The sequence below is a fragment of the Rhodoblastus acidophilus genome (assembly GCF_900187365.1).
GTDB classification, from domain to species: domain Bacteria; phylum Pseudomonadota; class Alphaproteobacteria; order Rhizobiales; family Beijerinckiaceae; genus Rhodoblastus; species Rhodoblastus acidophilus.
In genome coordinates this window covers 313,017-339,034 of the sequence record NZ_FYDG01000001.1, presented here as the reverse complement: position 1 = coordinate 339,034, position 26,018 = coordinate 313,017, and the positions used below count along the sequence as shown (strand labels likewise).

At 66.5% G+C, this 26,018-nt stretch carries 21 protein-coding genes; 10 read left to right on the top strand and 11 right to left on the bottom strand.

The features are described 5' to 3' along the window. Positions 1–109: 109 nt before the first annotated feature. The gene (locus CFB24_RS01425) at positions 110–568 is read right to left on the bottom strand and encodes a hypothetical protein (RefSeq protein ID WP_088518785.1); all 459 of its coding nucleotides are present in this window, start codon (positions 566–568) and stop codon (positions 110–112) included. 90 nt (positions 569–658) lie between these two features. Further along, positions 659–1,240 (bottom strand): hypothetical protein, encoded by a 582-nt coding sequence (locus tag CFB24_RS01420; RefSeq protein WP_111390680.1) that lies wholly within the window; start codon positions 1,238–1,240, stop codon positions 659–661. A 543-nt stretch (positions 1,241–1,783) separates the two neighbouring features. Between CFB24_RS01420 and CFB24_RS01415 the strand changes: the two genes are divergently transcribed. Next, positions 1,784–2,200 (top strand): helix-turn-helix domain-containing protein, encoded by a 417-nt coding sequence (locus CFB24_RS01415; RefSeq protein WP_088518783.1) that lies wholly within the window; start codon positions 1,784–1,786, stop codon positions 2,198–2,200. Between the two features lie 31 nt (positions 2,201–2,231). Here CFB24_RS01415 and CFB24_RS01410 read toward each other — a convergent pair whose 3' ends face one another. Beyond that, positions 2,232–2,648 (bottom strand): MerR family transcriptional regulator, encoded by a 417-nt coding sequence (locus CFB24_RS01410; RefSeq protein WP_088518782.1) that lies wholly within the window; start codon positions 2,646–2,648, stop codon positions 2,232–2,234. 738 nt (positions 2,649–3,386) lie between these two features. Between CFB24_RS01410 and CFB24_RS23365 the strand changes: the two genes are divergently transcribed. The 6 genes from CFB24_RS23365 to CFB24_RS01380 are packed head-to-tail and all read left to right on the top strand — an operon-like array spanning position 3,387 to position 7,151. Further along, a complete protein-coding gene (locus CFB24_RS23365; protein ID WP_244593288.1) occupies positions 3,387–3,749 on the top strand; it encodes a hypothetical protein in 363 nt (120 codons plus the stop codon). Positions 3,750–3,757: 8 nt separating this feature from the next. Next, on the top strand, positions 3,758–4,075 hold the full coding sequence (locus CFB24_RS01400) for an HMA2 domain-containing protein (RefSeq protein WP_088518780.1): 318 nt from the start codon (positions 3,758–3,760) through the stop codon (positions 4,073–4,075). Between the two features lie 21 nt (positions 4,076–4,096). Then, positions 4,097–4,414, top strand: a complete 318-nt coding sequence (locus CFB24_RS01395; RefSeq protein ID WP_088518779.1) for a hypothetical protein — start codon at positions 4,097–4,099, stop codon at positions 4,412–4,414. Continuing rightward, positions 4,401–4,727: a hypothetical protein gene (locus CFB24_RS01390; RefSeq protein ID WP_088518778.1), complete on the top strand. Its 327-nt coding sequence runs from the start codon at positions 4,401–4,403 to the stop codon at positions 4,725–4,727. Before CFB24_RS01395 ends, CFB24_RS01390 begins: the two co-directional genes overlap by 14 nt. Continuing rightward, positions 4,720–5,058: a hypothetical protein gene (locus CFB24_RS01385; protein WP_088518777.1), complete on the top strand. Its 339-nt coding sequence runs from the start codon at positions 4,720–4,722 to the stop codon at positions 5,056–5,058. The genes CFB24_RS01390 and CFB24_RS01385 overlap by 8 nt, the downstream gene beginning before the upstream one ends. Further along, positions 5,055–7,151 carry a heavy metal translocating P-type ATPase gene (locus tag CFB24_RS01380; protein ID WP_088518776.1) on the top strand — a complete coding sequence of 699 codons (2,097 nt, stop codon included), beginning with the start codon at positions 5,055–5,057 and terminating at the stop codon, positions 7,149–7,151. The genes CFB24_RS01385 and CFB24_RS01380 overlap by 4 nt, the downstream gene beginning before the upstream one ends. A gap of 110 nt (positions 7,152–7,261) precedes the next feature. Here CFB24_RS01380 and CFB24_RS01375 read toward each other — a convergent pair whose 3' ends face one another. Then, positions 7,262–8,545 carry a DUF2325 domain-containing protein gene (locus tag CFB24_RS01375; RefSeq protein ID WP_088519472.1) on the bottom strand — a complete coding sequence of 428 codons (1,284 nt, stop codon included), beginning with the start codon at positions 8,543–8,545 and terminating at the stop codon, positions 7,262–7,264. 243 nt (positions 8,546–8,788) lie between these two features. Here CFB24_RS01375 and CFB24_RS01370 point away from each other — a divergent pair, with 243 nt between their 5' ends. Genes CFB24_RS01370 through CFB24_RS01360 form a run of 3 tightly spaced genes read left to right on the top strand, consistent with a single transcriptional unit; the run spans position 8,789 to position 11,591 of the window. Beyond that, positions 8,789–9,031, top strand: coding sequence for a FeoA family protein (locus tag CFB24_RS01370; RefSeq protein ID WP_088518775.1), 243 nt, complete (start codon positions 8,789–8,791; stop codon positions 9,029–9,031). A gap of 2 nt (positions 9,032–9,033) precedes the next feature. Further along, positions 9,034–11,364, top strand: a complete 2,331-nt coding sequence (gene feoB, locus CFB24_RS01365; protein WP_088518774.1) for a Fe(2+) transporter permease subunit FeoB — start codon at positions 9,034–9,036, stop codon at positions 11,362–11,364. A gap of 5 nt (positions 11,365–11,369) precedes the next feature. Continuing rightward, positions 11,370–11,591, top strand: coding sequence for a FeoC-like transcriptional regulator (locus tag CFB24_RS01360; RefSeq protein ID WP_111390682.1), 222 nt, complete (start codon positions 11,370–11,372; stop codon positions 11,589–11,591). A gap of 62 nt (positions 11,592–11,653) precedes the next feature. On the opposite strand, the gene CFB24_RS01355 is transcribed toward CFB24_RS01360, so the two are convergent. The 7 genes from CFB24_RS01355 to CFB24_RS01325 all read right to left on the bottom strand — a co-directional run bounded on the left by CFB24_RS01355 (position 11,654) and on the right by CFB24_RS01325 (position 25,976). Further along, positions 11,654–12,931 (bottom strand): MFS transporter, encoded by a 1,278-nt coding sequence (locus CFB24_RS01355; RefSeq protein WP_088518772.1) that lies wholly within the window; start codon positions 12,929–12,931, stop codon positions 11,654–11,656. A gap of 99 nt (positions 12,932–13,030) precedes the next feature. After that, positions 13,031–13,939, bottom strand: coding sequence for a LysR family transcriptional regulator (locus CFB24_RS01350; RefSeq protein WP_088518771.1), 909 nt, complete (start codon positions 13,937–13,939; stop codon positions 13,031–13,033). A 61-nt stretch (positions 13,940–14,000) separates the two neighbouring features. After that, a complete protein-coding gene (locus CFB24_RS01345) occupies positions 14,001–14,804 on the bottom strand; it encodes a transglutaminase family protein (RefSeq protein ID WP_088518770.1) in 804 nt (267 codons plus the stop codon). Between the two features lie 52 nt (positions 14,805–14,856). After that, the gene (locus CFB24_RS01340; RefSeq protein ID WP_158255303.1) at positions 14,857–15,579 is read right to left on the bottom strand and encodes a PP2C family protein-serine/threonine phosphatase; all 723 of its coding nucleotides are present in this window, start codon (positions 15,577–15,579) and stop codon (positions 14,857–14,859) included. Beyond that, the gene (locus CFB24_RS01335; protein WP_158255302.1) at positions 15,579–17,204 is read right to left on the bottom strand and encodes a bifunctional protein-serine/threonine kinase/phosphatase; all 1,626 of its coding nucleotides are present in this window, start codon (positions 17,202–17,204) and stop codon (positions 15,579–15,581) included. The genes CFB24_RS01340 and CFB24_RS01335 overlap by 1 nt, the downstream gene beginning before the upstream one ends. Positions 17,205–17,253: 49 nt before the next feature. Continuing rightward, the gene (locus CFB24_RS01330; protein WP_088518767.1) at positions 17,254–18,636 is read right to left on the bottom strand and encodes an APC family permease; all 1,383 of its coding nucleotides are present in this window, start codon (positions 18,634–18,636) and stop codon (positions 17,254–17,256) included. Positions 18,637–19,112: 476 nt separating this feature from the next. Next, positions 19,113–25,976 (bottom strand): Ig-like domain-containing protein, encoded by a 6,864-nt coding sequence (locus CFB24_RS01325; RefSeq protein WP_088518766.1) that lies wholly within the window; start codon positions 25,974–25,976, stop codon positions 19,113–19,115. Positions 25,977–26,018: the final 42 nt, after the last annotated feature.

Here is a 26,018-nt window from a genome sequence, read left to right as displayed (position 1 = left end):
GTCCGATCCCGATCGGTCGCGGACCGCCAAATGGAAAACGAACGCCAGATCGCCGCCTGCAGCGATCTGGCGAGCTTGGCGGAGCACGAGGCGCCTCGCCGCAGTCCTGTTAGACCATTTTCCGGCGGCGGATGGCCCAAGCGGCGCCGACAAGGCCGAACAAGGCGGGTAGTCCCGCGCCGACGATCGGACCGGGAACGCTGTTGATCTGGCTAATGCCGGGGTGGGCCGTGTTCGAAAAATCCACGACCTGAAACCAAGCGCCATTGCCCAAGATCGTCACTTTATTGGCGATGGAGAACGGGGCCGGGCTTTCCCAAGACTTGCCGAAATTATCCAGCGAACTCTTGATGCCGTCCAGGCCGACGGTCGGGTCGGACACCGCGAAATTAAACGCCTGGACGAACTTGTCATAGCCGAGCGAGCTGTAAAAAGTCTGCGCATTGCTCGGCGAGATCGAGTCTTGGTAGATTCCGAGCCGGTCCGCGACAGTCGCGGCGCCGGAGCCGACTGTCATGCCGAGCACGAGGCCTGCCGCCAGAGAGAGGGACGAGAAAGTTTTGTTCATTTGAGCCACCGATAGGGTCAGATTGCGATTCTGTTGTGCAATCGCGCCGCCCGAGAGCGAAGCGCGCAATATGCGCGACGCCTCAGGGCGTCAGCCGAGCGCAGGGGATTCTGAAACCACCTTGCGGCGACGAAGGACAAAAGCTCCGCCCAGCAGCGCCATCAACGCGGGAAGGCCAGCGCCGGCGATCGGGCCGGGAGCGGACAGGCTTCCACTGACTTTGTCGACCGTGAGCGTCGTGGTGTTCACAGTTCCGCCGTCATAGGCGAGAGACTTCGCGGAAGTGTTGAACAACAGGCTGATGTTCCAGGAAGCATCGTTGCTGCTTGAGAACAGTTCGAGGCTACTGCCGCTGCCGCTGATTTTGGTGTAGACGCCGCCGTGCTTGGTGTCGTTGTTGGTCTGGCCATAGGTGTCGACTGCGGCGACGATTGCATCGAAGCTGGTTTTGTAACCACTGTAAGAAGAATTCCAGATGCCCGTCAGCGCGGCGACGAAAGACTGCGCTGTGTCCTGGGTGCTGTAGAACGAGTTCTTCCCACCGGTGACGGCTGTGACCTTGCCGACCAAGCCCAACGTCCCCGCGATGTCCGAGACGACGTCCGCCTTGACGGAAACAGTCGATAACGCGACGCTTAATGCGACTGTCGCGATCTTAAATCCGATATTCATTGAGATCACCATGCTTCAAGAGTTGTGAGTTCAGGATTGCGCGACGGCGGACCCGAGCACACCTTACCGCGTGGGGAGACTATATGGCGGCGACGGAGCGCGGTACGGCGAGGTAACCTGTAACCCCCCATCGCGCGGTGACTTGGCCGTTGGCGCAAGGCGTTGCGCGCCCGCGCCTGAAATTCGCGCCCGTCTCGAAGAGGGCCGCCAGCCGTCCAGGCTTCCTCTGTGCTGGCGATTGCGACGCCGCGAAGGACTGTGGACTGATCCGCAGGACAGATGAGAGCTCTCGCCCATCAGATCGGCGCCATCCGTGACGGGCGATGCGCGACGTTACGTGAGGCTCAAGCATGCGCGGGCGGAAGGCTGATCGAGAATGCAATGCAACGGCAATAAGTTGTGCGTAACAGAGCTTCGCTCATGACGCGAGACCTCCATCGCGCGAAGTGGAACGTTACGACACGCAAGGCGCGTAGTGACGCACGCATTGCGTGTGCCGTCGGGTAAGGCGCATCCTCATCGCTGCGATCACGGAGGTGCAGGATGTGTTCATGGCGAACGACGGCGCGGGACGCCGCAATCGGCGCGCGGATCAGGACGCGCCGCGAGCGGCTCGCCATCACGGTCCAGGAGCTTGCCGAATACGCCGGCGTATCGCCTGCGGCGGTTCGCCTGTACGAAGAGGGGTTGACGCCCGTGCCGCCCGAGCAGTTGCTGAAAGTTTCCAAGCGATTGTCGGTCATGCCAGGCTATTTTTTTGATTTGCCGCTTCGGAGCGCGCCCAAGCCAAAGCAGCGCGTCCGCGTTACGCGGGCCGCGAGCCCCAGCGAGTTGATCGAGATTGGAAACATGTTTTTGTCGGTTTCAGACGGTCAAAAACGACGCTTCATGCTGCGGTTTCTGCAACGCGTCGCGCAGGACGAGGCGAAACACGGCTTTGGCGCTTGCTCTGATGCGTGAGTTTGGCGACAGAAGGAAAAATCGTCGGCGGTCACGTTGACATAGGCCGCCATTCCGCTGTCGCGTCCATCGTGTGGCGTTTGCTGTAGGCGAGGCGCAGATCGGCGATGGCGGACTGGATTTCCTCACGCCTGCGCTCGAGCATTTCCAGTTGAGCCTTCATCGTTTCCAGATCGAGATCGAGTTTAATATTAAAATCGTCTCCGCCCGGAAGTCCCTTCCCGCGACTGAGGAAGTTTCTGATTTCCTGAAGCGTGAAGCCCAGCCGCTTGGCCTCGATGATTGCGCGAAGGCGCTTGAACTCCTCGGGGCCGTAATAGCGGGCGCCCATGAATCGAGCCGGGGTGATGAGGCCGACTTGTTCGTAAAATCGCAAAGTGCGTAGCGTAAGATCGAAGTATTGCGCGACTTCTCGGATGCTCGATCCCGAGGGATATTGTAGAGTCAAGTCAACACTCCTTCTCGCTGAATGTTATTTCAATGTTCATTTCATAGGTAAAAGGTTGCGATTGAGCCATGGCGTTGTGGATATGCGACCAAGTCACGATAGTGCGTTTGAATAAATACCAAGGTGGAGCTTTGCTATCTTCGTAGCGTTACGTCACCGTCAACCAGGGGGGCGTCGCCGATCAGTGGCGGCGGTTCGCCGAAACAGATGCAAGGCCGAGGTCCGCACCCTGTTGCGTTTCCGACCCGCCGTCGTCCCCTTTTGTCGAGGCGCGTCCGTTTCAGCCGCCATGTCCGGCGGATCTCCTGAATTGTGATCATCCTGGATCAGGCCCGCGCGGTCCCGTTTAAAGTCCCCGCACATTTTGAATCCGTCTAAAGAGCGTCGATCCGCTTGGGTCCAGCTTGCGCATGGCGCATGATCGTGCGCGTCGCAAAGATCATCGCCGTGGCGGGAATGGGATTTTAGTCAGATGTTTCGCACCGGCGGCGCTCGGGGAATAAGCGCCTTAAAAAATAAAACCGTACGTAAGGTTAGGTCGCTGCAATTGACTTGGATCAAGCTTCGAAGCCCTGGAAGTATTCTATATTTGAATATTGGACGCCATTGCCACGCCGCGCTTCGGGGTACGCTTCATTGAAACAGACAAGTCTTTTTGCGTCCGACCTGCCCGGCCGGATTCGGCTGCGCCATCCCATGCTGCGCAATCGCGACGCGCATGCGCGCTTTCATGATCGTTTGCGCGAATTCGCCGAAGTTGAGAGCAATCCGTCGGCGGGATCGCTGCTGCTGCGGTTCGATCCCGCCGACGCCGGCTTGAATGCGCGCATCCGTGCCGAGATCGCCGCGCTTTTTGGTGAGGCCGCGCCTTCGCCAGCCCAACCGAACGCGGCGCCGGAGCGGCGCTCGAACGCGCCCGTTTTGAACGCGCGCGCGAAGTGGGAGATCAATCGCGTCGCCAAAATCGGCGCCATTGCGGCCATGGCGTTTTCGATCGCCGCGCTGCGCTCGAGCCGGAAGCTCCATGCTCAGGCGGGGGCGTTGTCCGTCTTCCTCATGCTGGTTCACGTCGCCATCCATTGGCGGCGCGCGTTTCGCTAGGGGCGCCTATGTCCGCCGCCGCCTCCCCGCTGCTCGGTTTCGTCCGCCAGCTCAACATCGCGCACCACATTCCCGGCCGCATTCGCCTGAAAATGAGCGGATCGCTTCCCGCCGAACTGCTCGGCGAGGCTAAGCGTTTCGGCAAGGCGCTGGGCGCCGTCGAGGGCATAAGGTCGATCGGTCTCAACGTCCTGGCTCGGTCCTGCACCATTGAATACGACGCGCGGGAGATCCCGCCCTCGGCCTGGATCGGTTTTCTTTCGGGCGAAATCACGCCCGAGAGCCAACGGCTGGAGCGCCTGCTGCTCGGCGCTGCGCACGCGTGAATTTTTTGAAAGGAGTTCGTCATGCTGCCCGTTCTGACTTTCGTGGCCGGCGTCGCGGCCGGCGCCCTCGGGGTGCGAATGCTGAAAAAATCCAAGACTCCCGCCAAACTGACGGCCCTCGCGCATAAAGCGCGGAGCGGATTCGACAAGGCCGGCGAGGAATTGCGGGATGTCACGGTGTCCGGCCTGAGCGCCGTTGAAAAATCTTCCGCCAACCTGCGCGCCAAACTCGCGGGACAAACGGAGACGTCCGTGGACCAGACGGACGCCGCGCCGGCGAACGATGAACCCGACGCCGATCCCGCCGCCCATGAAAGCGCGAAGCATGAAGAAGCGTAAGACGAAAGCGGCGCCGCCGCTCGCGCCGGTGGAACTCGCCAACAATTTTACGCGAGGGTTGGTCGCTACGGGCTTGTTGGCCGCGATCCAGAATCGCGCCGCCGGCGCGCCGCCCAATCGCAAGGTCGCGCAATTGGCCTTGCAGGGCGGCTTCGCCCTGGCCGCTGGCGTCGCCACCGCCGACAGCCTGCGCCGGCAGGATTTTTTCAGCGCCGTGCTGGCCGTCGCTTCGGGGGTCGCCGGCGTCATGGTTGTCGAAACCCTGCTCGCAACAGAAACGCATGATGAACCGAAGGAGGCCGAAATTGGCTAAGAAGAAAAAGAAGAACAAGGGAAAAGGTCTCAAGCGCCGCCATCTGGAGCGCCTGCTCGCGGGGCAGGCCAATATGGCGCCGCCGGCGAACCAGGGCGTGTTCGCATCCCTCAACAACCTGCTGCCCAAAGGCCGCAACGAACAGTTCCTGCTCGGCCTCGCGCTCGGCGGCGTCGCGGCCTACGTTTTGTCCGACGAGGACATCCGCGGCAAACTGTTCAAGGGCGCGATCCAGGCCTATTCCAGCGTGATGGGCGGTTTCGCCGAAATGAAGGAGCAGATGGCCGATCTCGCGGCGGAGGTCGAGGCGGAAGAGAGCGGCGCGGCATGACGGCGGCGCCCTGGCTGCGCACGTTGGAAGTGGCGCACCGGTTGCCCGGGCGCGTCCGTCTGCGCTATCGCCGCAACGCGCACGCGCCTGACGCCGCCGTGCTCGAAGGCATGGCGCGGCTGATCGACGGCGTGACGTCAGCCAGGGTCAACGCCCGGGCGGCTTCGCTGGTCATCGACTTCGACGCCCAGCGCACCACCCTCATGGCCATTGTCACGGCGCTGGGCGATCTGGGCTGGGATGCGGTCAAGGCCCGGCCGCGCGACGACGAAGGCGCCGGGGCGGTGGCCGCCGCGCTCGCCGTGCTGGTCGGCGCCAGCGTCGCGCCCATGCCGGCGCGGCTGCCGCTCAGTCTGGCGGCGGCGTTGCCGATGCTGCGCGCGGGCGTGGACGACTATCGCGAAAACGGCGTCACCAGCCATGTGCTCGAGTCCATGGCGGTCGCCATTTCGCTGGCGCGCTCGGATTTCCTCGCCGCCAACGCCACCACGTTCATGCTGGCGCTTGGCGAATATATGGAGCAGTCGATTGCGCGGCGCTCCGACGATCTGTTGAAACATTTGTTGCGCCCGAGCAGCGATCTCATCTGGGTTCTGCGCGATGGCGAGGAAGTGCAAATCCCGGCAGGCGAGGTCGCCGTGGGCGACACCGTCGTGGTGGGCGCCGGCGCGGTCATTCCCGTCGACGGCACGGTGATGTCCGGCGAGGGCGTGGTCAACGAAGCCGCCATGACCGGCGAAAGCGTGTCGGCGATCAAAACGCGCGGCGCCAAGGTTCTATCCGGCACGACCATGGAGGACGGCCGCCTCGCCATTTACGCCGAGCAGGTCGGACGGCACACCGCCGCGGCGCGCATCGCCGATTATGTCGAGCAATCGCTGACCGCCAAGAGCGAGGCGCAGCTCGACGCCGCCCGTCTCGCCGACCGGCTGGTGCCGACGGTGCTGAAACTCGCCGGCGTCTCCGCCGTGCTGACCGGCGACTGGCGCGCGGCGGCCTCGGTGCTCCAGGCCGATTATTCTTGCGCGCTAAAACTGGCGACGCCGGTGGCGTTCAAATCCGCCATGTTCAACGCGGGCCAAGCCGGGATTCTGGTCAAGGGCGCGACCGCTCTGGAGCGGCTCGCTCACGCCGACACGTTCATTTTCGACAAGACGGGGACGCTGACGACGGGCCATCTGGAGATCACGGACTCCATCGCCTTCGATTCGACTTACAGTGCGGAAGATCTGATCTGCCTCGCCGCCTCGGTCGAGGAGCATTATTTTCATCCGCTGGCGCTGGCGGTGGTCAAGGCCGCGCGGGCGACCGACCAGCACAGGCACTTCGATCACACCGAAGTCCAGTTCATCGTCGCCCATGGCGTGGCCAGCGAGGTCAAGGGCCAGCGCATCGTCGTGGGCTCGCGCCATTTCGTCGAGGACCACGAAGGCATTGACGTATCAGCGCATGCCGATGTGGTGGAGCGGCTCTATCTCGAAGGCAAGACGCTGCTGTTCATCGGCTTCGGCGGCCGCCTGCTGGGCATTCTCGCGCTCAAAGATTCGTTGCGCGTCGACGCCGCCGCCACCATCGCGCGGCTGCGGCGTGCGGGCGTCAAGCGCGTGCTGATGCTGACCGGCGACCACCGGGACCGCGCGGCGGAACTGGCGGACCAACTCGGCCTCGACGGTTTTCATGCCGAACTGACGCCCGAGGACAAGGCCGGGATCATTGCCGGGCTCAACGCGAAAGGGGCGAAAATCGCCTTCGTCGGCGATGGCGTCAATGACGCGCCCGCTTTGGCCGGCGCGCATGTCGGGGTCGCCATGCAGAAGGGCGCGGATATTGCGCGGCTCACCGCCGACGTGGTGCTGCTGGAGGATTCGATCGCCCGCGTCGCCGACGCCCGCGCGCTGGCCAATTCCGCCATGGCGCGGATCGCGACCAATTACAAGCTGACGGTCGGGCTCAACACCGCCATTCTCGGCCTGGCGGCGCTGGGCGTATTGTCGCCGGTGGCCACCGCCGTGCTGCACAATGGAACCACCATCGGCATATTGCTTAACGCGTTCCGCGGTTCGGCGCCGAAAGCGGACAGGCGCCCCGGCTGACGGGGCGCTTACAAGGCGCGCTCACCACACCGCGATCAGCACGCCGGCCATGAAGGCCAGCGCGGCGCAGACCGAGAGAAATTCCATACGCGCCGCCGCCGAGGGGTTGGTCATGACGCCTCCGTCATCGGGGCCAGATCGGCCTCCAGCGCGCGCAAGAAGGTGGTGGCGCTGGCGCTGCGCAACGGCCGCATCGGCTTGCCCTCGCTCTGGCAGATTTTCTTCACCGCCTCCGCCGCGCCATGGCTGACGCAATCGACCGGAAAGAACACCGCATCGGCCTGGCGGACCAGTTCGCCCAGACGGGCGGGCGAGTTTTCCAGCCCGCCGTCATGGTGCAAAAGCTGGCCGTTGCGGCCGGCGATCAACTGGCGCAGCTTGCACACGGTCTGCGGGCGCCCGCCGACGTAAAGCAGGCAGCGGCCGCACAGTGTCGCCGTTTTCGCCTCACCCTCGGCGGCGCTCCCGTCCGCGCTTTCCTCCGCCGTCCAATCGGGCGGCGGTTCGGCGCCGCCCCGGGTTTCGGCGGCCTGCAATCGGGCGCGAAGATGCTCGCATTGCAGCTCGAAGCCGGTGGACTCGCGTTTCAGCAGCGCGTTCTCCTGCCGCAGCAGGTCCAGTTCGCTGACATGCGCGCGCAGCTCGGACGCCAAAAGGTTCTCGTCGGCGAGGCGCCGCAGCCGCGCGCATTCGTCTTCCAGCGTCTCCAGCGCGCCGAGGCGCGCGCGCAGCCGCGCAAGCTCGGCGTCGGCTTCGCGCAAGCGGGCGTCGCGCTCGCCGATCCGCGCCGACAGCCGTCGCGCCAACTCGCCCTTTTCCCGTCGCGCTTCGGCGATGGCGCGGGCGTCGCCGCGATTGGAGGCGCCGGACATGTGCGACATCATGTGGATTTCGCCATAGACGCGCGCTTCCACCTCAAGCGGCAGTTTGGGATGCGTGACCATCGCCCAATAGGCGCCGGGCGCGAGGCCGGCGTCCACGGCGGCCTCCCAATAGGCGATGAAATCCTCGGCGCTTTGCAGCGGACGCGCTTTGCGGATCGCGCCTTCGAACTTGGCGTCGAGATGTTTCGTCACCGCGCGCGCTTCGGCGCTGTCCGTGCTCATGCGCGCGGTCAGCGTGCCGTGAATGTCGTAGTCGCTCAGGCGCCAGGGGTCGTCGACCACGGCGCATTTTTTCGCGATGCGCCGCAATTCGGCAAGGGAAAGGCATGTGCCGATGATCGAGCACAGCGAGGCGCCGCGCACCTCCCAGATGGCGAGGCGCCGCCCCTCGCCGCGATGGTCGGCGGCGGGGCTGCCCGCCGGAGGACGGATCAGTTCGGACAGGATCGGGGTCATGGCGGAAGAGGCCAGCGCCAGCGCAGCCGGCGCGCTCGCGGCGTCCTTCCTCATGACCGCGCCGCTTTCGCGACGTCCTTGCCGCAATCCAGCCTTCCAGGGCGCTTGCCGGTCATGAAGCCTCTCCAAAGCGAATGACGCCGATAGACGCAACAACACGCCGCGCGGCGGCGGCGTTCAAGGGAAACGAAACTAATTTGAACGAGTCTAAAACCGGGCGATCGCCTTGACCGGCGCCCGCCGCGCGCGAATAGTCGAAGCCTGATCGAAACGAACTTATTGCCGAACGAGGCGCTTATGACGGACCGTGCGATTTCCCTGCAGACGATGAAGCCGGGGGATTCCGCCCGCATCACCGGTTTCGTCAAAGGCGAGCGCGAGTATCGCCAGCGCCTGCTGGCGATGGGGCTGACGCCGGGAACCGTGTTTTCCGTGACGCGGGTGGCGCCGCTCGGCGATCCGCTGGAGCTGTCGGTTCGAAATTTCACGCTGACGCTGCGGCGTCGCGAGGCCTCCATCCTTCTGGCTGAAAGGCTTTGAGCATGACTCATGTCGTCGCCGTCGCCGGCAATCCCAATTGCGGAAAAACGACCTTGTTCAACGCGCTCACCGGCTCGACGCAGCAGGTCGGCAACTGGCCCGGCGTCACCGTCGAGAAGAAGGTCGGCTGTTACACGTTCGCCGACGAAAAATTCGATCTGGTCGATCTGCCCGGCATCTACATGATCGGCGGCCTGTCGAAAGGCTCCGAGGACGAGCGGGTCGCGCGCGACTACATTCTGTCGGGCGAGGCCAAGATCGTCGTCAACATTCTCGACGCCGCGAATCTCGAACGCAATCTGTATCTGACCGCGCAATTGCTGGAGATGCGGGTTCCCGTCGTCGTCGCCGTCAATATGGTGGACATCGCCGAAAAGACCGGCGTCCGCATCGACGTGGCGGCTTTGTCGCGCGTGCTGGATTGCCCCGTGGTCGCGCTGGTCGCTAGCCGGCGCAAGGGGCTGGCCGAGCTGAAGGCCGCCATCGCGCGCGCCTGCCGCGCGCCGGCGGTTTCCTCGGTCGAGGTCGCCCACGCGCCGGCGGTGCAAGCCGCGCGCGCCGCCCTTGCGCCCGCAGTCGCCGAGGCCGCCCGCGAAAAGGGCGTCGATCCCGGCTGGGTGGCGCTCAAGCTGCTGGAAGGCGACGGTTTCGCCGAAGCCCTGGCCGGTCGCGGCCTGAAGGACGAGATCGCGCGCCACGGCCAGGCCATCGAGGACGCCTGCGGCGAGGAGGCCGACATTGTCATCGCCGACGGCCGCTATCGCTTCATTGGCGAGGTCATCGCCGCCTGTTTCCACCAGCCGCGCAAGATTTCGCTGAAACTGACCCGGCGCATCGACAAGGTGGTGTTGAACCGCTTCCTCGGCGTGCCCGTGTTCCTGTTCGCCATGTATCTGATGTTCCTGTTCACCATCAAGGTGGGCGGCGCCTTCGTCGAATTCTTCGGCCTGACGGCGGAGGCGCTGTTCGTTGACGGCGTCGGCGCGGCGCTCAAGGCGGTCCTCGCGCCGGAATGGCTGACCGTGTTGGTCGCCACCGGCATCGGCGGCGGCGTCAAGACGGTGGCCACGTTCATCCCCATCATCGGCGCGCTGTTCCTGTTCCTGTCCTTCCTCGAAGATTCCGGCTATATGGCGCGCGCGGCCTTCGTGATGGACCGCGCCATGCGCGCCATCGGCCTGCCCGGAAAAAGCTTCGTGCCGCTGATCGTCGGCTTCGGCTGCAACGTGCCGGCGATCATGGCGACGCGGACGCTGGAGAACCGCCGCGACCGCATCCTCACCATGATGATGGCGCCGTTCATGTCATGCGGCGCGCGGCTTCCGGTTTACGCGCTGTTCGCGGCGGCGTTTTTCAGCAGCAACGGCCAGAATGTGGTGTTCGCGCTCTATCTGCTCGGCATCGGCTTCGCCGTGGCGACCGGCCTGCTGCTCAAGGCCACCGTGCTCCAGGGCGCGACCTCGCCCTTCGTGATGGAATTGCCGCCCTATCACCTGCCGACGCCGCACACCGTCTTGTTGCAGGCCTGGCGCCGCTTGCGCGAATTTATTTTCCGCGCGGGACAGGTCATTGTGCCGATCGTCGCCATCCTCAGCTTTTTCAACGCGTTGGGAACCGACGGCACTTTTGGCAAGGAGAACACGCGCGAGTCCGTGCTGGCGGTGGCGAGCCAGGCCGTCACCCCCGTGTTCCGTCCGCTGGGCGTGACCGACGAGAACTGGCCGGCCGCCGTCGGCCTGTTCACCGGCGTGTTCGCCAAGGAGGCGATCGTGGGAACGCTGAATTCCCTCTACGCCGCCGACGCCGCCGTCCAGGCGAAATCCGATGGCGCCGAGGCGCCGAAGGAAAGCGGCGTCCTCGCCAAGCTTTCGGACGCCGTCGCCACCATCCCCGCCAAATTCGCCGAGATCGGGTCGGCGCTGGCCGATCCGCTAGGGCTGAACGTGTCCTATACCGGCGACGCCGAGGCCGCCGCCGCCGAACTCAAGGTTCAAGGCGGCGTGTTCGGCGCCATGGCCAGCCGCTTCGACGGCCTAGCCGGCGCCTTCGCCTACATGCTGTTCATCCTGCTCTACACGCCCTGCGTGGCGGCGCTGGGCGCCATCCGGCACGAGGCCGGGCTGAGGTGGACCGCGTTTTCGGCGGGGTGGAACACGCTGCTGGGCTATACGTCGGCAGTGGCGTTCTACCAGATCGCCACTTTCGCGCGCGATCCCGCGGCGGCGGCGAACACGCTCGCGGCCTGCTTCGGCGTCGGCGGGCTGGCGATCGGGCTGATGATCGTGGCGGGGAGGCTGCGCCTGCGCGCCCACGCCGCGGCGCCGGCCGAGTGACCGTCATGGCCATGACATTGACCGAGGCCAAGGCCTATCTGATGGATCGCCGCCGCGCCCCTTTGTCTGACATCGCGCTGCATTTCGACTCGTCGCCTGAGGCGGCGCGGCAGTTGTTGCAACACTGGGTCGGCAAGGGCCGGGTCAGGCTGATCCAGTGCGAGGCGTGCAAGGCCGGCTGCGCTTGCGCCAGCCGGCCCGACGACGTCTATGAATGGGTGGCCTGAGCCTCGCCGGAGCGGGGCGCGCCAATTCACGTGCGCGAAATCCTTTTTTGCGATCGCTGGCTTTATTCCTGCTGCGCCGCCGCGCCAACGAACGCGCTCAGCGCGAGGCCGGCCGCGGCCAGGGCGGCGGCGAGGCCGGCCACGGCGCTCCAGCCGCCGTGCTGCCAGAACCAGCCGCCGAGCGAGCCGGTGACGCTCGACCCGATGTAGTAGAACAGCAGGTAGAGCGAGGCGGCGTGGCCCTTGGTCTTGCCGGCGAGAGGACCGATCGAGCTGCTCGCCACGGAATGGCCGACGAAAAAGCCCGTCGTCATCAGGGCGATGCCGATCACCACCGCGACCAGGGACGCGGCCAGCGTCACGCCGACGCCGGCGAGCATCAGGCCGAAGCCGGCGATCAGCAGCGGGCGGCGGCCGAACCGGTCCGCCAGCGCGCCCGCCAGCGATGACGACACGATGCCGAAGGCGAAGGCCAGGAAGATCAGGCTGACCTGGGTCTGGCCGAGCCCGTAAGGGGCGCCGGACAGGCGGAAGGTGGCATAGTTGAAGATGGTGACGAAAATGCTCGTCAGCACGAAGCCGATGGCGAAGATGCGCCGCAGTTCAGGGCGGCCCAAATGTCCCTTCCAGGCCCGCATGTGAAAACTCAGGCTGCTGGCCGCGCCCGGCGTGAAATTGCGCGAGGGCGGCAGCAGCGCCAGCGCCGCGAACGCCGAAAGCAGGCACAAGACGCCCAGGCCGCCCATCGCGACGCGCCAGGACGCGAATTCGGTCATCATGCCCATGCCGACGCGCCCCATCATGGCGCCGAAAGCGGTGCCCGCGATGTAGAGGCCCATGGCCTTGCCGAGATGGCTGGGCGCGATCTCCTCGGCCAGATAGGCCATGGACACCGCCGGCACGCCGCCGAGCAGGAAACCTTCCAGCGCGCGCGCCGCCAGCAGCGTGTGCCAGTCGGGCGCGTTCGCCGCCACGAGATTGAGCAGGCCCGCCGAGATCATTGAGCCGATGATCAGGGCGCGCCGGCCCAGCCCTTGCGAAAAGGCGCCGGCCAGCACGATCGACACCGCCAGCAGGCCCGTGGTCAGCGACAGCGCCAGCGAGCTTTGCGCCGGCCCGACGTGAAAGGCGGCGGTGAAGGCGGGCAGCAGCGGCTGCACGCAATAGATCAGCGAAAAGCTGGCGAAACCCACCAGAAACAGCGCGATTCCGGCGCGGCGGAATTCGCGCGACCCCTGCTCGATCCAAAGGTTGGGACGTTCGATCTTGCCGCGCGCGGCGCCATTCGCGTCGAACGCGGCGATATCCGCCGGTGGGGCGGCTGCAAGTTCTGTAGACATGATCCTCGCTCACTTGAGGGAGGTTTTGGTCCCCACGCGGCCATATGTCCAATATATGTTTTGTGCGTGTTCGATCTGTTTTTCGAATGACTGAGATGGTCAGGACGCGGTTCTGGCGGCGCCCATGACCGCCAGCAGGATTTTTGCGAAATTCAGCGCGGGCTGCGCCGGGTTTTCGCCGAGATGGGCGAAGGCGATCGCAACCGTCGGGACCGGCGGCTTGAGCGGGCGATAGGCGACGCCGCCAATGCCGATGCGGCGCGTCGAGTCCGGCACCAGCGCGATCCCGAGTTCGGCCGACACCAGCGAGAGAATGGCGGCGATATGCGGCGCGCCCGGGCCGATCGGCGGGTCGAAGCCGGCGGCGATGCAGGCGCGGATCGAGGCGTTGCGCAGGCCTAAGCCCGCCGAGGGCGGCGTCATGATGAACGGGTGTTCGCGCAGCGCCGCGAGTTCGATCTCGCCCGGGCCGAAGCGGCCCGCCAGGGCTGTGGGGAGCGCCGCCGCCAGCGGCTCGTCGATGAGGTGGTGGACGGCGAGTGTCGCCGGCTCGGCCCCGTTCGGACGGATGATGGCGAAATCGAGGTCGCCGGCGAGCAGATCGTCGATCAGGCGCAGCGAATTGGCTTCCTCGAACCGGAATTCGACATCGGGAAACTTGCGCTTGAACGTGCGCACGGCGGAGGGAATGGCCGGGTTCATCGCGGTGGTGGTGGTGACCCCGAGGGCGAGCCGCCCGGTCTCGCCGCGCGCGGCCCGGCGCGCCGCGCGGATCGCCTCCTCCGCGCGCGTGGGGATGGATTTGGCGATGGCGAAAAAGGCGCGGCCGGCGTCGGTGAGTTCGGCGCCCGAGCGCAGCCGATGAAACAGCGGCGCGCCGATCTCCAGCTCCAACTCCTTGATCTGCATGCTCAACGGCGGCTGGCCGACGCCGAGGCGCGCGGCGGCGCGGGTGAAGTTACGCTCCTCCGTCACCGCGAGGAAGTAACGGATCTGTTGCAGTTTCATGGTCCGGACGGCTCATTGTATTTTTGGCGCGCGAATTCGAAGCGGCTTTGGATTCATTCTTTCATACCCTGCCATCCCCGACGCGAATGTCGAGGTCGAACCGCAGCGTCGAGGTCGCGCCGTCGCCGAAAAAACCGCCTTCCACCGGCATGGTCGAAAGCTGGTCGGCGCCGGCGCAGAGCGCGACATGGCCGGAGGCTGCGGCGCATCCGTGCGTCGGATCGTAGCCGCGCCAGCCGGCGCCGGGCAGGAAAACTTCCGGCCAGGCGTGCAGATGCCGCTTGCCGTCCGGCGTTTCCGCGTGGGCTTGATAGCCGCTGACGAAACGCGCCGGGATGTTTTGGCTGCGCGCCGCCGCCATGAATAATAGGGTGAGATCGCGGCAGGCCCCTCGCGCGCGAGCCAGCGTCTCCTCGGGATCCTGGGCGTAGCCGATGTCACGAATTTTCCGATCGGTGCGCGCAAAAAGATCGCCAGTGAGCGCGTCGAGAAAGGCCAGGGCGTCGCCGCCTGTGCGGGCGAAAAGTTCGGCGGCGTAAGCGCGCACGCGCGGGCCGGCGCCGCCGCCGAACTCCGCCCGGATCTCGCGCTCATCAAGCCAAGGCCGAGGCGCCGGGTCCGTCTCCAGCTCGAAGCGGGACTCGATCAGCAGCCGGTCGGTTTCCCCGGCGAAGGCGACCTCCGTCGTCCTGTTGCCGTAGCGGTCGATGCGCTCGGTCTGCGACGCCGGCGCCGGCTCGATGCGCAGGCTTTCGCGGACGATGCGCACGCCGGTTTGACGCGGGCGCAGGCGCAGCAGATGGTCGCCCAGCCGCACCGGCGCGGAATAGGCGTAGAGCGTGCGGTGACGGACGGAAAACAGCATGGCGAAGCGCCCCCGGTGAGTCTCCCGATGATAGGCCGTCCAACGCCCCGCGTCATGGCGCGCGGACGTCGATCACCACCGCCGTGACATTGTCGGCGCCGCCGGCCGCCAGCGCGGCGTCGCGCAAATCCTTGGCCGCCTGTAGCGGCGAGGCGGCGGCGGCGAGCAGCGCCGCGATTTTTTTCGCCGGCAGCGCGCCATGCAGGCCGTCGGTGCACAGCAGCAGCCGGTCGCCGGGCGTCAGGTCGAGCGCCACATGATCCACGCGCACGCGCGCGTCAAAACCGATGGCGCGGCGCAGGCGCAGCATGGGTTCGCCGAAATCGACCACATGGTCGAGCGTCAATTGCTCCAGGCGGCCGGCGGACAGGCGATAGGCGCGGCTGTCGCCGACATGCAGGATGCGCCCCTCGCCTTCGGACAGCAGCAGCGCGGTGAACGTTGTGGCCATATGCGCCAGGTGCGGGTCGCGTCGGCCGATCGCAGCGATCCAGTCGTTGGCGGCCTCGATGGAGCGGCTCGCGGCGGCGAGCGGCGACAGCTGCGGCGCCGCGCCGAAATAGCCGTCGAGGAAGGCGCGCACCACGGTTTCCGCCGCCTCGCGCCCGCCCTTGTGGCCGCCAAGGCCATCCGCGACCGCCGCGACGAAACCGCGCCGTCGCGACGGATCGCGGCAGCAGGCGGCGAAATCCTGGTTGTCCGGACGTTTTCCTCGCGACGTCACCAGGCCATAGGCGAGGCGCGGCGGCGCCAGCGTGAGGTCGGGCGCGGACATCAGCGCTTCCAGACCAGCAAAGCGACGCACAGCAGCGCCAGAACGGCGGTCGCGATCCGCCAGGGCGTCGCGGGGTCGAATCGGCGCCGGTTCGGCGCGCGCCAGTTCTGATGCGCCAGGCCGTGCTCCAGCGCGTCGCGCAATTGCGCCGCGTCGGCGAAGCGGGCGCCGGGGTCGGCGGCGATGGCGCGGGCGATGATCTCGCCTAACCATTGCGGCAGGTCGGGCCGCGCCCGCGCCAGCGGGAACGCCTCGCGGCGGCCGAATGGAAACGCGCCGCCGCTGAACATGCGATAGAGCGTCACGCCGAGCGAAAACATTTCCGTGCGCGGCCCGGCGGCGGCGCCCTTGAACAGTTCGGGGGCCATGTAGCGCGTGGTGCCGCCGAGATCGTCGCGGACTTCGCCGAGCCCCGGCAGCGCCGCCAGCCCGAGGTCGAGCAGTTTGATCTCGCCGGTGGAGAGCAGGAAAATGTTTTCGGGCTTGATGTCGCGATGCACCACCTGCTTGCGCGCGAGATCCTCGATGGCGTCGCAAAGGCTGGCGGCGACGCCCGCGCCCTCGGCCAGCGACGCCGGCGGCGTCTCTTTGAGCCGCGCCTCCAGCGTCTGGCCGTGATAATACGGCATGACCAGATAAAGACAGGAGCGCCGCTCGCGCGGGACGTCGAGATAATCCACCAGGAAGCGGCTGCGCGCGCGGGCGCCGATCCAGGCTTCGCGCAGGAACCCCGCCTGGAACACCGCATCCTGCGCCATGGCCGGCAGCGGCAGCTTTAACACGACATCGCGGTTTTCGACGGCGTCGCGGGCGCGCTTCAGCAAAGTGTAGGGGCCGCGATAGAGCGTGCGGCCGATGACGAAACCGTCGAGCGTGTCGCCTTCCTGCGGCGGCGGCCGGAGCGGCAGATCGGCGAAATCGCGGGCGATGTCCTCGATCTCGGGCGCGGCGACTCCGCGCACGTCGAGCACCAAGGCCGCGCCGCCCGATCCGGCGAGGTTTTGCGCAAGAATTTGCGGCGAGTCGCCGCGCAGCAGGGCTTCAAGCTGTTCCGCGCGGCTGGCGCCGAGCAGGACCAGGCGATCCCCCGGCCTTGCGTCGAATTCGACGACATCCGCCTGCGCCTCGCGGTCGAGGCCGATGGCGCGGGTGAGGATTTTAGCGCCGGAGGGCAGCGGGCGCAGGTGATCGGCGGTGAGGGGCTGAATCTGTCCGTCGCGCAGCAGCAGGGCGCGGGTGTCGCCGAGATGCAGCACCACGCATGTCTTTGACGCCGGCAGCGCCACGGCGCAGAGCGAGGCGGCCATGCCCAGGCGCTGGACGTCGGCGCGCGATTGGCGGTGCATCCACGCGTTGGCGCTGGTCAGGGCGCGGGCGGCGGCGCGCGTGGGCGAGAGGGTGGCGAGGCCGCCGAAATAGCCTTCGGCGAACAGGCGGGCGGCGAGTTGCGCGGCCTCCTCCGGCGCCCCGCCGACGCTATCGCCCCGCGCGATCAGGGCGAGCAAGCCGCGGCGCGGGGCGCCGAAATCCTCGCCGCGGTAGACCGCGCGGAATTCGGCGCCGTCGCCAGCCTCGCCGAGTTCGACAGTCCATCCGGCGGCGGCGACGGGCGGGCTGTCGTTCATGGCGATTCCTTTCATGGGAGAACCGGGGCGAGGGCTCGCCCCGGCGGCGTCAGGCTTCGCCGGCGACTTCCATGTCGTGCTCGATGCCGAGCAGGGTTTGCGGCGCCCGCAGCTTCAGGATGAAGTACCAGGCGACGCCGACGGCGAGATAGGCGACGAAGATATAGGGCAGCAGGTTCAGCGGATAGGCCGGCGCCGGATAGACGCTGCCCACCAACGCGCCGCCCATCAGAATCATGCCGAGCTCCCCGACCATGTTGTGCCGGCGCTTCTCCTTGCCGATCTGGCGGAAATAGAGCGGCGCGCACAGCGAGCACATGAAATAGACCACGATGAAGCCGAACGAAGCCATGGTGCCGTACCAGCCGAACGTTTCGGTTTCCGAGCCGGCGGCGACAAGGACGGCGCACAGGACGAAGTTGAGGGCGGCGCCGACGCCCAGGGCGACATGCGGCGTCTTGTGCTCCGCATGGACCATGCCCATCGACTGGTGCACGAACTGGTAGCGGCCGAGCGAGTACAGCAGGCGGCCGAACGCGTTCAGCGAGGCGAGCGCGCAGGCGAACGAGCTGATTGTCGCGCCGAAATAGACGAACGCCGTTAGCAGCGGGCTCTCGCCGCTCAAAATGTCCGCGAGCGGGGCGGAGCTGCCGGCGAGTTTTGCGGTGTCGTCGTCGAAACCCATAGTGATGACATAGGTGGTGAAGACGAAGAAGGCGCCGGCGGCGACCGCCGTCCAGTTGATGGCGCGGGGGATGGTGGCTTCGGGATTGCGCGTCTCCTTGGCCAGCGTCGCGGCGCTTTCAAAGCCGACAAAGCCGAAAATGCCGAACACCACCGCCTGCGGAATGGCGCTGGCGTCAAGCCCGACCATCTTGACCTGCTTCATGTCGAGGCTGAAGCCGTGCGTGAACAGAATGGCGATGCAGACGAACAGGATGATGGCCACCGAAATGGCCTCCAGCGTCAGGCCGATGCGCGAGGACAGGCGGATGTCGCGCGACGACAGGAACCAGGCGAGCGCCGAGACCACGACGTAGAGCAGCAGCGCCGGCGGCGCGACGGTCACGCCGAGGGCGGTCAGCATGGTCTTGACGAAGATCGAGGTCGCGACCGTCAGCGCCATCGCCGTGGCCAGATAGGCCAGCAGCATCGACCAGCCCGACAGCATGCCCCAGGACGGGCCGAGCACGCGCGAGACATAGATGAAGAACGAGCCGGCGACCGGAAATTGCCGGGCCAATTTGCCGATATTGACGCCCACCACCAGCATGGAGATCGCGGACAGAAGGTAGACGAACCAGGAGCCTGTGCCGGCGGTCCCGGCGACCACGGCGATGGAGAGCGCAGGCGTCAAGGTCGGCGAGACGTTGGCGACCGATTGGCCCAGCGTCTCGACGAACGACAGACTATCTTTCCTCAATTCTGACATGTGGGTCTCCGAGCCCTGGAGGACGCCGCAGCGGCTGCTTACCGACGTTTCACACTAGGAACAAAAAGTTCGTAGCAATCACTGTGCCATCAGTTGACCCAGAGCGCGGCCTTGATCTGTCTGGCTTTATTTCTCAGGAGTTTGGGCGGCGCGATCACGAAATGGCGCGCGATTGGGCGTTTTGCGCGATTTAACGCTAATTCTCGGAAATATAGATGATATATTAGGCAGAAAATTTCGTGCCTTAAAAGAAACATTTGGCGCCGCCGCGCAAGCGCGTCAGGCGGCCTGCCGCGACGACCTCGACAATTTCGTGCGCGGACGGCGCAGGTCCCGTTTTGGGCGCGCCGCCTCCGCTGTCATCACGGCATCAATCCATCGAGACGCCGGCGCGGCGCGCCGTGAGGATCCTCCGCGTCATGAGTCCCGACCGATTCAGTCGTGAAGTCAACGCGCCGAGGACCGGCGTCGCCGCATCACCTGTGCAGGAACTCGGACGTCGCGGACACCAGCGTGACGCCGACGCCGCCGGCGCCCGGCGTGATCGTGTAATCGGCCGCGCCGCCGCCGACCGCCACGGTCAGGCGCTCATTTCCCTGGGTCAGCGTCAGCGCGCCGCCCGCCCCCGCGCTGTTCGGCGTCCATTCCATCACCGTGGACATGTCGAAGGCGTAGAGGTCGAGATGGGACGTCCCGTGTGCCGTCGCCGTGGCGACCTCGGCCACGCTTCCGTCGGCGTTCCAGTCCTCGATCTTGACTGCCGCGCCGTGGGACAGCCAAACCGCCGTCAGCGGTTTGCCATCGGCGCCGTAGAACACGTCGGTTTCGTCATAGCCCGAAGTCTTGAGGCCAAAGTTCTGGATTTCCCAACCGCTGGCGTTGGCGGATTTCGCCTGCGCCAGCACGTTGTCGACGAAGATCGCCCAGCCGCCGTCGCTGGCGAAGGTCTCGTGCGCGGCATGCCCGTCGGTGGTGGCGTAATCGGCCGTCGTCCTCACGCCATTGACATACTGGTTGTCGACGGAGGCGTAGGCGTGGCCAAGGATCGTTCCGGGCGTGAAGGTCTGGAGGTCCGTGACCTGACCGGTCGTCGGATCCCAGGTCTTGATCTGCCAGGGATCGCCGTCCTTGGTCCAGCTTTCCGCAACGGCCTTGCCGTTCGCGTAATGCGTGTCGGTCGCGTCGTACTTCTGGCCGGGGATTCCGGCGATGACCGCCTCGGTCACGGCCCCGCCGGCGTCGTAGCTCCACGTCTCCGTCTGGCCGTTCGCCCAGGTCTCGCTCAGGGGCTTGCCCGCCGCATTAAAGATGACGTCGTGGTCGAATTGGCCCGTCGCGTCATAGGTGAGAATGTCGTAGCCGCCGACGTTGGCGGGGTCGGCGCTCATCGTCTTCGCCTGCGCCGGCGCGTTGTCGACCAGGATCCGCCAGCCGCCGTCGCCGGTGAAGGTCTCGCGCGCCGTGTGGCCGTCGGTGACGGCGTAATCGACCGTCGTCCTCACGCCGTTGACATATTGGGTGTCGACGGACGTATAGGCGTGGCCAAGGATCGTCCCGGGCGTGAAGGTCTGGAGGTCCGTGACCTGACCGGTCGTCGGGTCCCAGGTCTTGGTTTGCCAGAGGCCGTCGTCCTTGGTCCAGCTTTCCGATACGGGCTTGCCGCCGGAATAGATCGCGTCGGTCGCGTCCCACATCTGGCCGGCGATGCCGAAGCACTGGATTTCATGGGCCGAGCCGTCGCCATTGAATGTGACGATCTGCGTGGCGCCGCCGCTATACGGCTGCATCAGCGCAACGCCGGACGATCCGAGCGCCGCCTTCTGCGCCAGGCTCAGCCCGACAGCCTGATCCGTGACCGAGATCCGCGACACGCCCGCCGCCGCCAAGGCGGCGATCTGCGCGGCGGTCAGGCTGGCGACATGGGTTTTGACATCGACGATGGTCAGGGTGTGCGGCGTTGCGATCCGGGCGAGCGCGGCGGCGTCATCGGCCGCCTGCTTGAGCGTCACGTTGAGCGCCGGCGTTCCCGCATCCGTCAGCGCGATCGACGCGATATGCGCGTCGCCGGCCAGCGCGTCGAGTGCGGACGCGACATTCGCCGCGGTGTCGGCGATGTCGAAGGGGTGGCCGCTCTGGTCCAGCTCCGTCCGTCGCGCCTGGAATTCCGCCACGGTCACTGTGGGCTCGTGGAAAAACGTCACCAGCGCGCCCCCCGCGCCGTCGTCGGCGAGGCTGAACTTGGCCTCGCTGTAATCGGCGTTGGGGTCGAGCGTGACGGCGACATCGCCCGCGCCGCCGGAAATTTTGAGAACATTGCCGGCGACGAGCGTCGCCGTGGCGGCGCGGCCGACGCCTTCGAGATCCAGCGTGTCGTCCGCGCCGAAATTGTCGATGGCGCCGTCGAAATGGCCGTCGGCCAGCGTCGCCGCGCCGAGACGCAGCACATGGGCGCCGTCCGACAGGTTGACGGCGGCGACGCCGTCGCCGTTCAGCGTCCAGTCGGCGCCGGCGACATTGAGGATTTCGACCGAGACGAGCGCGCCCAGCGTTCCCGTGGCGGCGTTCAGGTCGATCGTGTCCGTTCCGGCGCCGCCGTCGATCGTTCCGGAAATGCCGCCGCCGTTGAGGATGATGCGGTCGTCGCCGCCGCCAAGCGCGACGCTGCCGATGATGGTTCCGCTATTGATCAGCGTGTCGGCGAACGTGTCGACAATGGCGATGGCCTCGCCATTGTCGCCTTCGATCAGGCCGGCGTTGGCGATGGTGGTGGCGGCATAGGCGTCGCCGTCGTTGCTGTCGTCGACGGTGATGGCGCGCTGGGCGCTGACGATCTGGCCGCCGGCTTCGTTGACGATGGTTCCTCCGCCGATGGTCACGGCCTCCGACAGGCCGGCGCTCGACGTTCCCGTCGCCTGGATCAAGCCGGAATTGTCGAGACTGAGCAGATAATCGACGTCGATGGCGTCGCCATCGGTCGAACCGGCGGCATGGCCGGCGATGGTCCCGGAATTGACGACCACGGTGGTTCCGGCGGTGGTGTCCATGTTGACGCCGGAGCCAAGCTGTCCCGAGATTGTCCCGGAATTATGCACGGTGATCGCGAGCTTGCCGGTGACGCCGTGGCGCGCGCCCTCGATGAGGCCGGTGGCTTCGTTGGTGACGGCTCCATAGCCGGCGTCCTGGAAATCGACGCCGTCGTCGCCGCTGTCGCCGGCGCCCGACTGGCCCAGAATCTTGCCGGCGTTGTCGATGGCGGCGTTGGCGCCGGGCCGGAGCGCGTCGGCGTCGGCGGCGCCGATCAGGCCGCCGGCGCGATTGGTGATCGTCGTCGTGGCCGCGCCCGAAGTCAGCGCGCCGAGATCGATGGCCTGGCCGCTCTTGGTTCCGGAAATGACCCCGGACGCGTCCACCGCGCCGGACACGATGGTTCCGGAATTGTCGATGGTCAGCGCGCCATTGAGGTCGGCGTTGATGCGGATGGCGTCATTGGTGTTGGCGACGATGGACCCCGTGTTGACGATGGCGATCCGGCTGCCCGCCGCCAGCGTCGCGGCGCTGTCGACGACGCGCGCATTGCCCGAGGCCGCGATGGCGGTCATCGCGCCGGCGTTGGTCAGGGTCGAGGCGCCGCCCGTAAACGTCACGCCGGAGACGTTGGTCTTGCCCGTCGCGCTGACGGCGAACGCGCCATTGGCCTGCACCTGTCCGTTCTGGCCGTCGCCGAGCGTCTGCGCGCTGGTCAGGGTCTGGCCGGACGGAACGGTGAAGCCGCCGAGCGCGAGCGCGGTCACCAGCGGGTCGTGATCGCTGGTCTGGTTTGAAAATTCAGAATTGATATGGACCACGTCGAACTGCGCCGCATTCGCCAGCGCATTGCTCACCAGAATATGGTCGAGATCCTCGGCGTCGCCGTCGAAATTATAGTCGTATTGCTCGTGCGCCGGCAGGGTCGCGATCAGGTCGTTGAGCACCTGGACTCCGCCCGGCGTATAGGTTCCGGTGATGGCCGGGCTGCTGTCATAGGCGTAGCCGGAGACGGTGGCGGTCCCTTCGAGCACCTTCAGCGGCTCCTCGAACTGGAATTCGTTGAGATCGCCGGCGACCACGATTTTTGCGTTCGCGTTGGCCGCGAGCAGGCTGTCCACATAGGTATTGACGGCCTGGGCCTGGGCGGCGCGCTTGTCCTCATAGGCGTCGAGCGGCGTCGGATCGGTTCCCTCCAGCACGCCGCCGCCGCCCTTGGACGAGAAGTGATTGTCGATCACCGTGACGGTCTGGCCGTTGAAGCTGAAGGTGGCGACGAGCGAGGGACGGGCGCTGCAGAACGGGTTGTTGGGGTCGCTGACCTGGGTCGGATCGGCGGCGGTCAGAGCCGAGCCGTCGGCGCCGATGGTCCGCAGCGAACCCTCGACCAAGGCGACGCGGTCGGTGCGGTAAATGTAGGCGTTGCGGATATTGCCGCCGGGCGCGCCGCCATTGGCGGTTCCCGGCGCATTGTTGTTGAGGAAGGGATTATCGATGAAGGCGTAATGCGCGGAGCTTCCGGCGGCGGCGGCCTGGCTGTTGAGATCGTCGACGAGATCCTGCAGCGTGGCGGAGGCGGAGGTGACCGCGCTGACGGTCGTCCCGTCATTGTCCTGGATTTCCTGCAGCGCCACCACGTCGGGCGCGCCGAGATTGTTGAAAATTTCGCTGGCGTGGGCGGCGATCCGGGCGGCGTCGCCGGGCGCGAGGTTTTCCAGATTGTAGCTGGCGAGCGTCATATGGCCGGCGTCGCCGGTCAGCGCGGTGGTTTCCTTCTGGATCGCGCTGGCCTTGGTCACGGAATAGGCTTGGGTCGCCAGCACCTGCTCGACGCCATAGGCGTAGGACATGATGCCGGTGACGTCAGAAAATTGCGCGCCGGCGTCGACCACCGGCTTGGCGAAGCCGGCGAACATGCCGGTATCGACGTCGATCTGGACCGCTTCCGGATTGAAGTCGCCGCCGGTCACGTCGGTATGGCCGAAATCCGGCGCGCCGCCCGTGACGGTGAGGCCGCCGTGGGCGTTCATGCCGGTGGCGTAGGGCGTGGTTCCGTCGGGCCCGGCCACGGCGACATAGGTTTCGCAATAGGTGGAATCGGTCGCGCTGACGGCGGTCGGCGCCTTCAGCGTGACCTCCATGCTTTCAAGGCTTTCCCAGAAAGCCGCGCCCGCCGCCATGTCGGAGGTCGGCGGCAGCAGACCGCCCGCCCCGCCGATCTGGACCGGCGCGATGGTCGGGCCGACGCCCAGGTCCGACAGCTTGCTCGCGCTCATCTCGGTGAGGGTGGGGCTGTCGAGATAGGCGGAACTCGACACATATTCCGAAACCTTGCCGGTGACCTCGACCATGTGGCCGACCGTCGGCAGGGTTCCGCTCGGCACATAGACGAAAATGGCGTCGGACGTGCGGCTATCGCCGTCGCCGGCCGCATCCTGAATATAGAAGCCCCGGCTGCTCTCGCCGCCATTTGTGTCCACGGCGGTGACCACGCCGCGGGTGGTCACGGTCTGGCCGGCGAGCGGCGAGGTCGCGCCTGAACCCTGGATGGCGTAAATATGGGTGTAGCTGTCGTCGTCGACGAGCGTTCCGGCGGCGGTCTGGTTCGACGCGCCGAGCGCGATGGCGATTCCGGCGACATCGTTGGACGGCGGCCCCGCCAGCGTCAGCGTGAAGCTCTCGTTGGCTTCCGGCGCGATGTCGCCGGCGACGGGGATGGTGAGCGTCGCGCTGGTCTGGCCGGCGGCGATGGTCCCGGAAATCGTCGTGGATGGCAGCGCGCCGCCGGCGTAATCGGCGGCGTCGGTGGTTCCTTGCGCGAACTTCACCGTGAACGAGGCGTCGCCGGTGGTTCCGCCGTCGCGCTGCACGGTGAAGGTGAAATTGGTGACGCCGGAATCGCCTTCCGCCTGCGAGATCGAGGTCGTGGCGAAGGACAGGGTCTGGGTTTCCGAGGCCGCCGTGGTGAAATTGTAGCTGGTCGCGTCGGCGATGCCGGCATAGGCGTTGCCGGCGAGGTCGGCGAAGGCGCCCGCCGCGATCTCGACGTGGTAGGCCGTCCCGCCCGCAAGAGCGCTCGGCGGATCGACCGTCACCTGCTGTCCCGAGATGGCGACGGCGCTGGAATGGACGTCGATCGACTGGACCAGGCTGTTGTCGCTGTCGCGATAAATGGCGATGGCGCCGCTTCCCGCCTTCACCGCCTCGGAAAAGGTCAGCACGAGATCGCCGGAGGCGGGAACGCCCGCCGCATCGTCGGCGGGCGCGGCCGAGACCAGGGTCGGCGGCGTGGCGTCGACCGGCGCGGCGGCGGCCGGCGCGAAGGCCACGCCGCGGAACGCCTCATTGGCGGCGGCGGTGGCGAGGGTCTTGGCGGTCGCGGCGAAGGCGCCGTTGTAGCCGGACGCGTCGGTCAACAGGTCGAGCTTGCCGCCGCCGGTCGAACCGGAGCCGCCGGCGCCGGTGGCGAACAGGCTGACGGAGCCGTCGGCGTTCACTTCCCCCGTAAGACCGCGATAGGCGTCCGAGGATGCGCCGGCCTTGCCGTTGGCGACCCAGCTGCCGTTGACCAGCGAATATTTCAAGACGCCGGCGCCGTCGTCGGCGACATAAAGCGTGTCCATCCCCGGAACCGAACCGGAGAGATCGGCCATGAAGATTTCATAGGGCGATCCCGTCGAGGTCGGCAGGCCCGGCAAGGCGACGATGGTCTGGCCGGAGGTCGTCGGCTCGCCCGTCCCCACCGCGCCGACGCGCGTCAGCGAGCCGGAGGCGTCGGTGGCGTAGAGCTGGCCGTTGAAGATCTCGACTTCACGCAGATTGAGGACGGTGGAGCTAACCTGGATCGAGCTGGTCGCGCCCAGGGTGGCGTAGCGCAAGCCGCCGGAGGCGCCGGCCACCCAGATGTCCACGCCATTGCTCGAATCCGCCGAGCGGATGTTGTTGCCGCTCGCCGCGTCGGTCAGCGCGGTCGAGGTGTTGACGTCGCCATTGGCGCCGACCAGCCCGACCACGCGCGCGACAGTTGACGTCGAGGTGCTGGCGACGCCCGTGGTTCCCGGCGCGGCGTCGTAACCCGTGAGAACCAGAAAACGTCCGTCCGCCGACAGGTTGAGTTCGCCTTCCGAGGTCGCGGAGCCGCTTGCGGTCAGCATCTGGTTGGCGCCGCTGTCGGCGGTCGGCAGCGCGATCGACTGCACCCATGCGCCCGTCGGCGAATATTCGTCGAGGAACACCGCCGTGGCGGCGCTCGACAAGGCGCCGGTTCCCGTTCCGACGCGATAAACCACGATGTTTCCGGCAGTGAAGGCGCTCATCTTAAAGCCTTGTTCAAGAAGGCGCTTCAGCCATTGCGCAAA

What these genes read in the sequence shown, in the direction of transcription:
- CFB24_RS01425 (WP_088518785.1), bottom strand. Translation starts at nt 568, where the DNA reads ATGAACAAAACTTTCTCGTCCCTCTCTCTGGCGGCAGGCCTCGTGCTC.
- CFB24_RS01420 (WP_111390680.1), bottom strand. Translation starts at nt 1,240, where the DNA reads ATGAATATCGGATTTAAGATCGCGACAGTCGCATTAAGCGTCGCGTTA.
- CFB24_RS01415 (WP_088518783.1), top strand. Translation starts at nt 1,784, where the DNA reads ATGTGTTCATGGCGAACGACGGCGCGGGACGCCGCAATCGGCGCGCGG.
- CFB24_RS01400 (WP_088518780.1), top strand. Translation starts at nt 3,758, where the DNA reads ATGTCCGCCGCCGCCTCCCCGCTGCTCGGTTTCGTCCGCCAGCTCAAC.
- CFB24_RS01395 (WP_088518779.1), top strand. Translation starts at nt 4,097, where the DNA reads ATGCTGCCCGTTCTGACTTTCGTGGCCGGCGTCGCGGCCGGCGCCCTC.
- CFB24_RS01390 (WP_088518778.1), top strand. Translation starts at nt 4,401, where the DNA reads ATGAAGAAGCGTAAGACGAAAGCGGCGCCGCCGCTCGCGCCGGTGGAA.
- CFB24_RS01380 (WP_088518776.1), top strand. Translation starts at nt 5,055, where the DNA reads ATGACGGCGGCGCCCTGGCTGCGCACGTTGGAAGTGGCGCACCGGTTG.
- CFB24_RS01375 (WP_088519472.1), bottom strand. Translation starts at nt 8,545, where the DNA reads ATGAGGAAGGACGCCGCGAGCGCGCCGGCTGCGCTGGCGCTGGCCTCT.
- CFB24_RS01370 (WP_088518775.1), top strand. Translation starts at nt 8,789, where the DNA reads ATGACGGACCGTGCGATTTCCCTGCAGACGATGAAGCCGGGGGATTCC.
- feoB (WP_088518774.1), top strand. Translation starts at nt 9,034, where the DNA reads ATGACTCATGTCGTCGCCGTCGCCGGCAATCCCAATTGCGGAAAAACG.
- CFB24_RS01360 (WP_111390682.1), top strand. Translation starts at nt 11,370, where the DNA reads ATGGCCATGACATTGACCGAGGCCAAGGCCTATCTGATGGATCGCCGC.
- CFB24_RS01355 (WP_088518772.1), bottom strand. Translation starts at nt 12,931, where the DNA reads ATGTCTACAGAACTTGCAGCCGCCCCACCGGCGGATATCGCCGCGTTC.
- CFB24_RS01350 (WP_088518771.1), bottom strand. Translation starts at nt 13,939, where the DNA reads ATGAAACTGCAACAGATCCGTTACTTCCTCGCGGTGACGGAGGAGCGT.
- CFB24_RS01345 (WP_088518770.1), bottom strand. Translation starts at nt 14,804, where the DNA reads ATGCTGTTTTCCGTCCGTCACCGCACGCTCTACGCCTATTCCGCGCCG.
- CFB24_RS01340 (WP_158255303.1), bottom strand. Translation starts at nt 15,579, where the DNA reads ATGTCCGCGCCCGACCTCACGCTGGCGCCGCCGCGCCTCGCCTATGGC.
- CFB24_RS01335 (WP_158255302.1), bottom strand. Translation starts at nt 17,204, where the DNA reads ATGAACGACAGCCCGCCCGTCGCCGCCGCCGGATGGACTGTCGAACTC.
- CFB24_RS01330 (WP_088518767.1), bottom strand. Translation starts at nt 18,636, where the DNA reads ATGTCAGAATTGAGGAAAGATAGTCTGTCGTTCGTCGAGACGCTGGGC.
- CFB24_RS01325 (WP_088518766.1), bottom strand. Translation starts at nt 25,976, where the DNA reads ATGAGCGCCTTCACTGCCGGAAACATCGTGGTTTATCGCGTCGGAACG.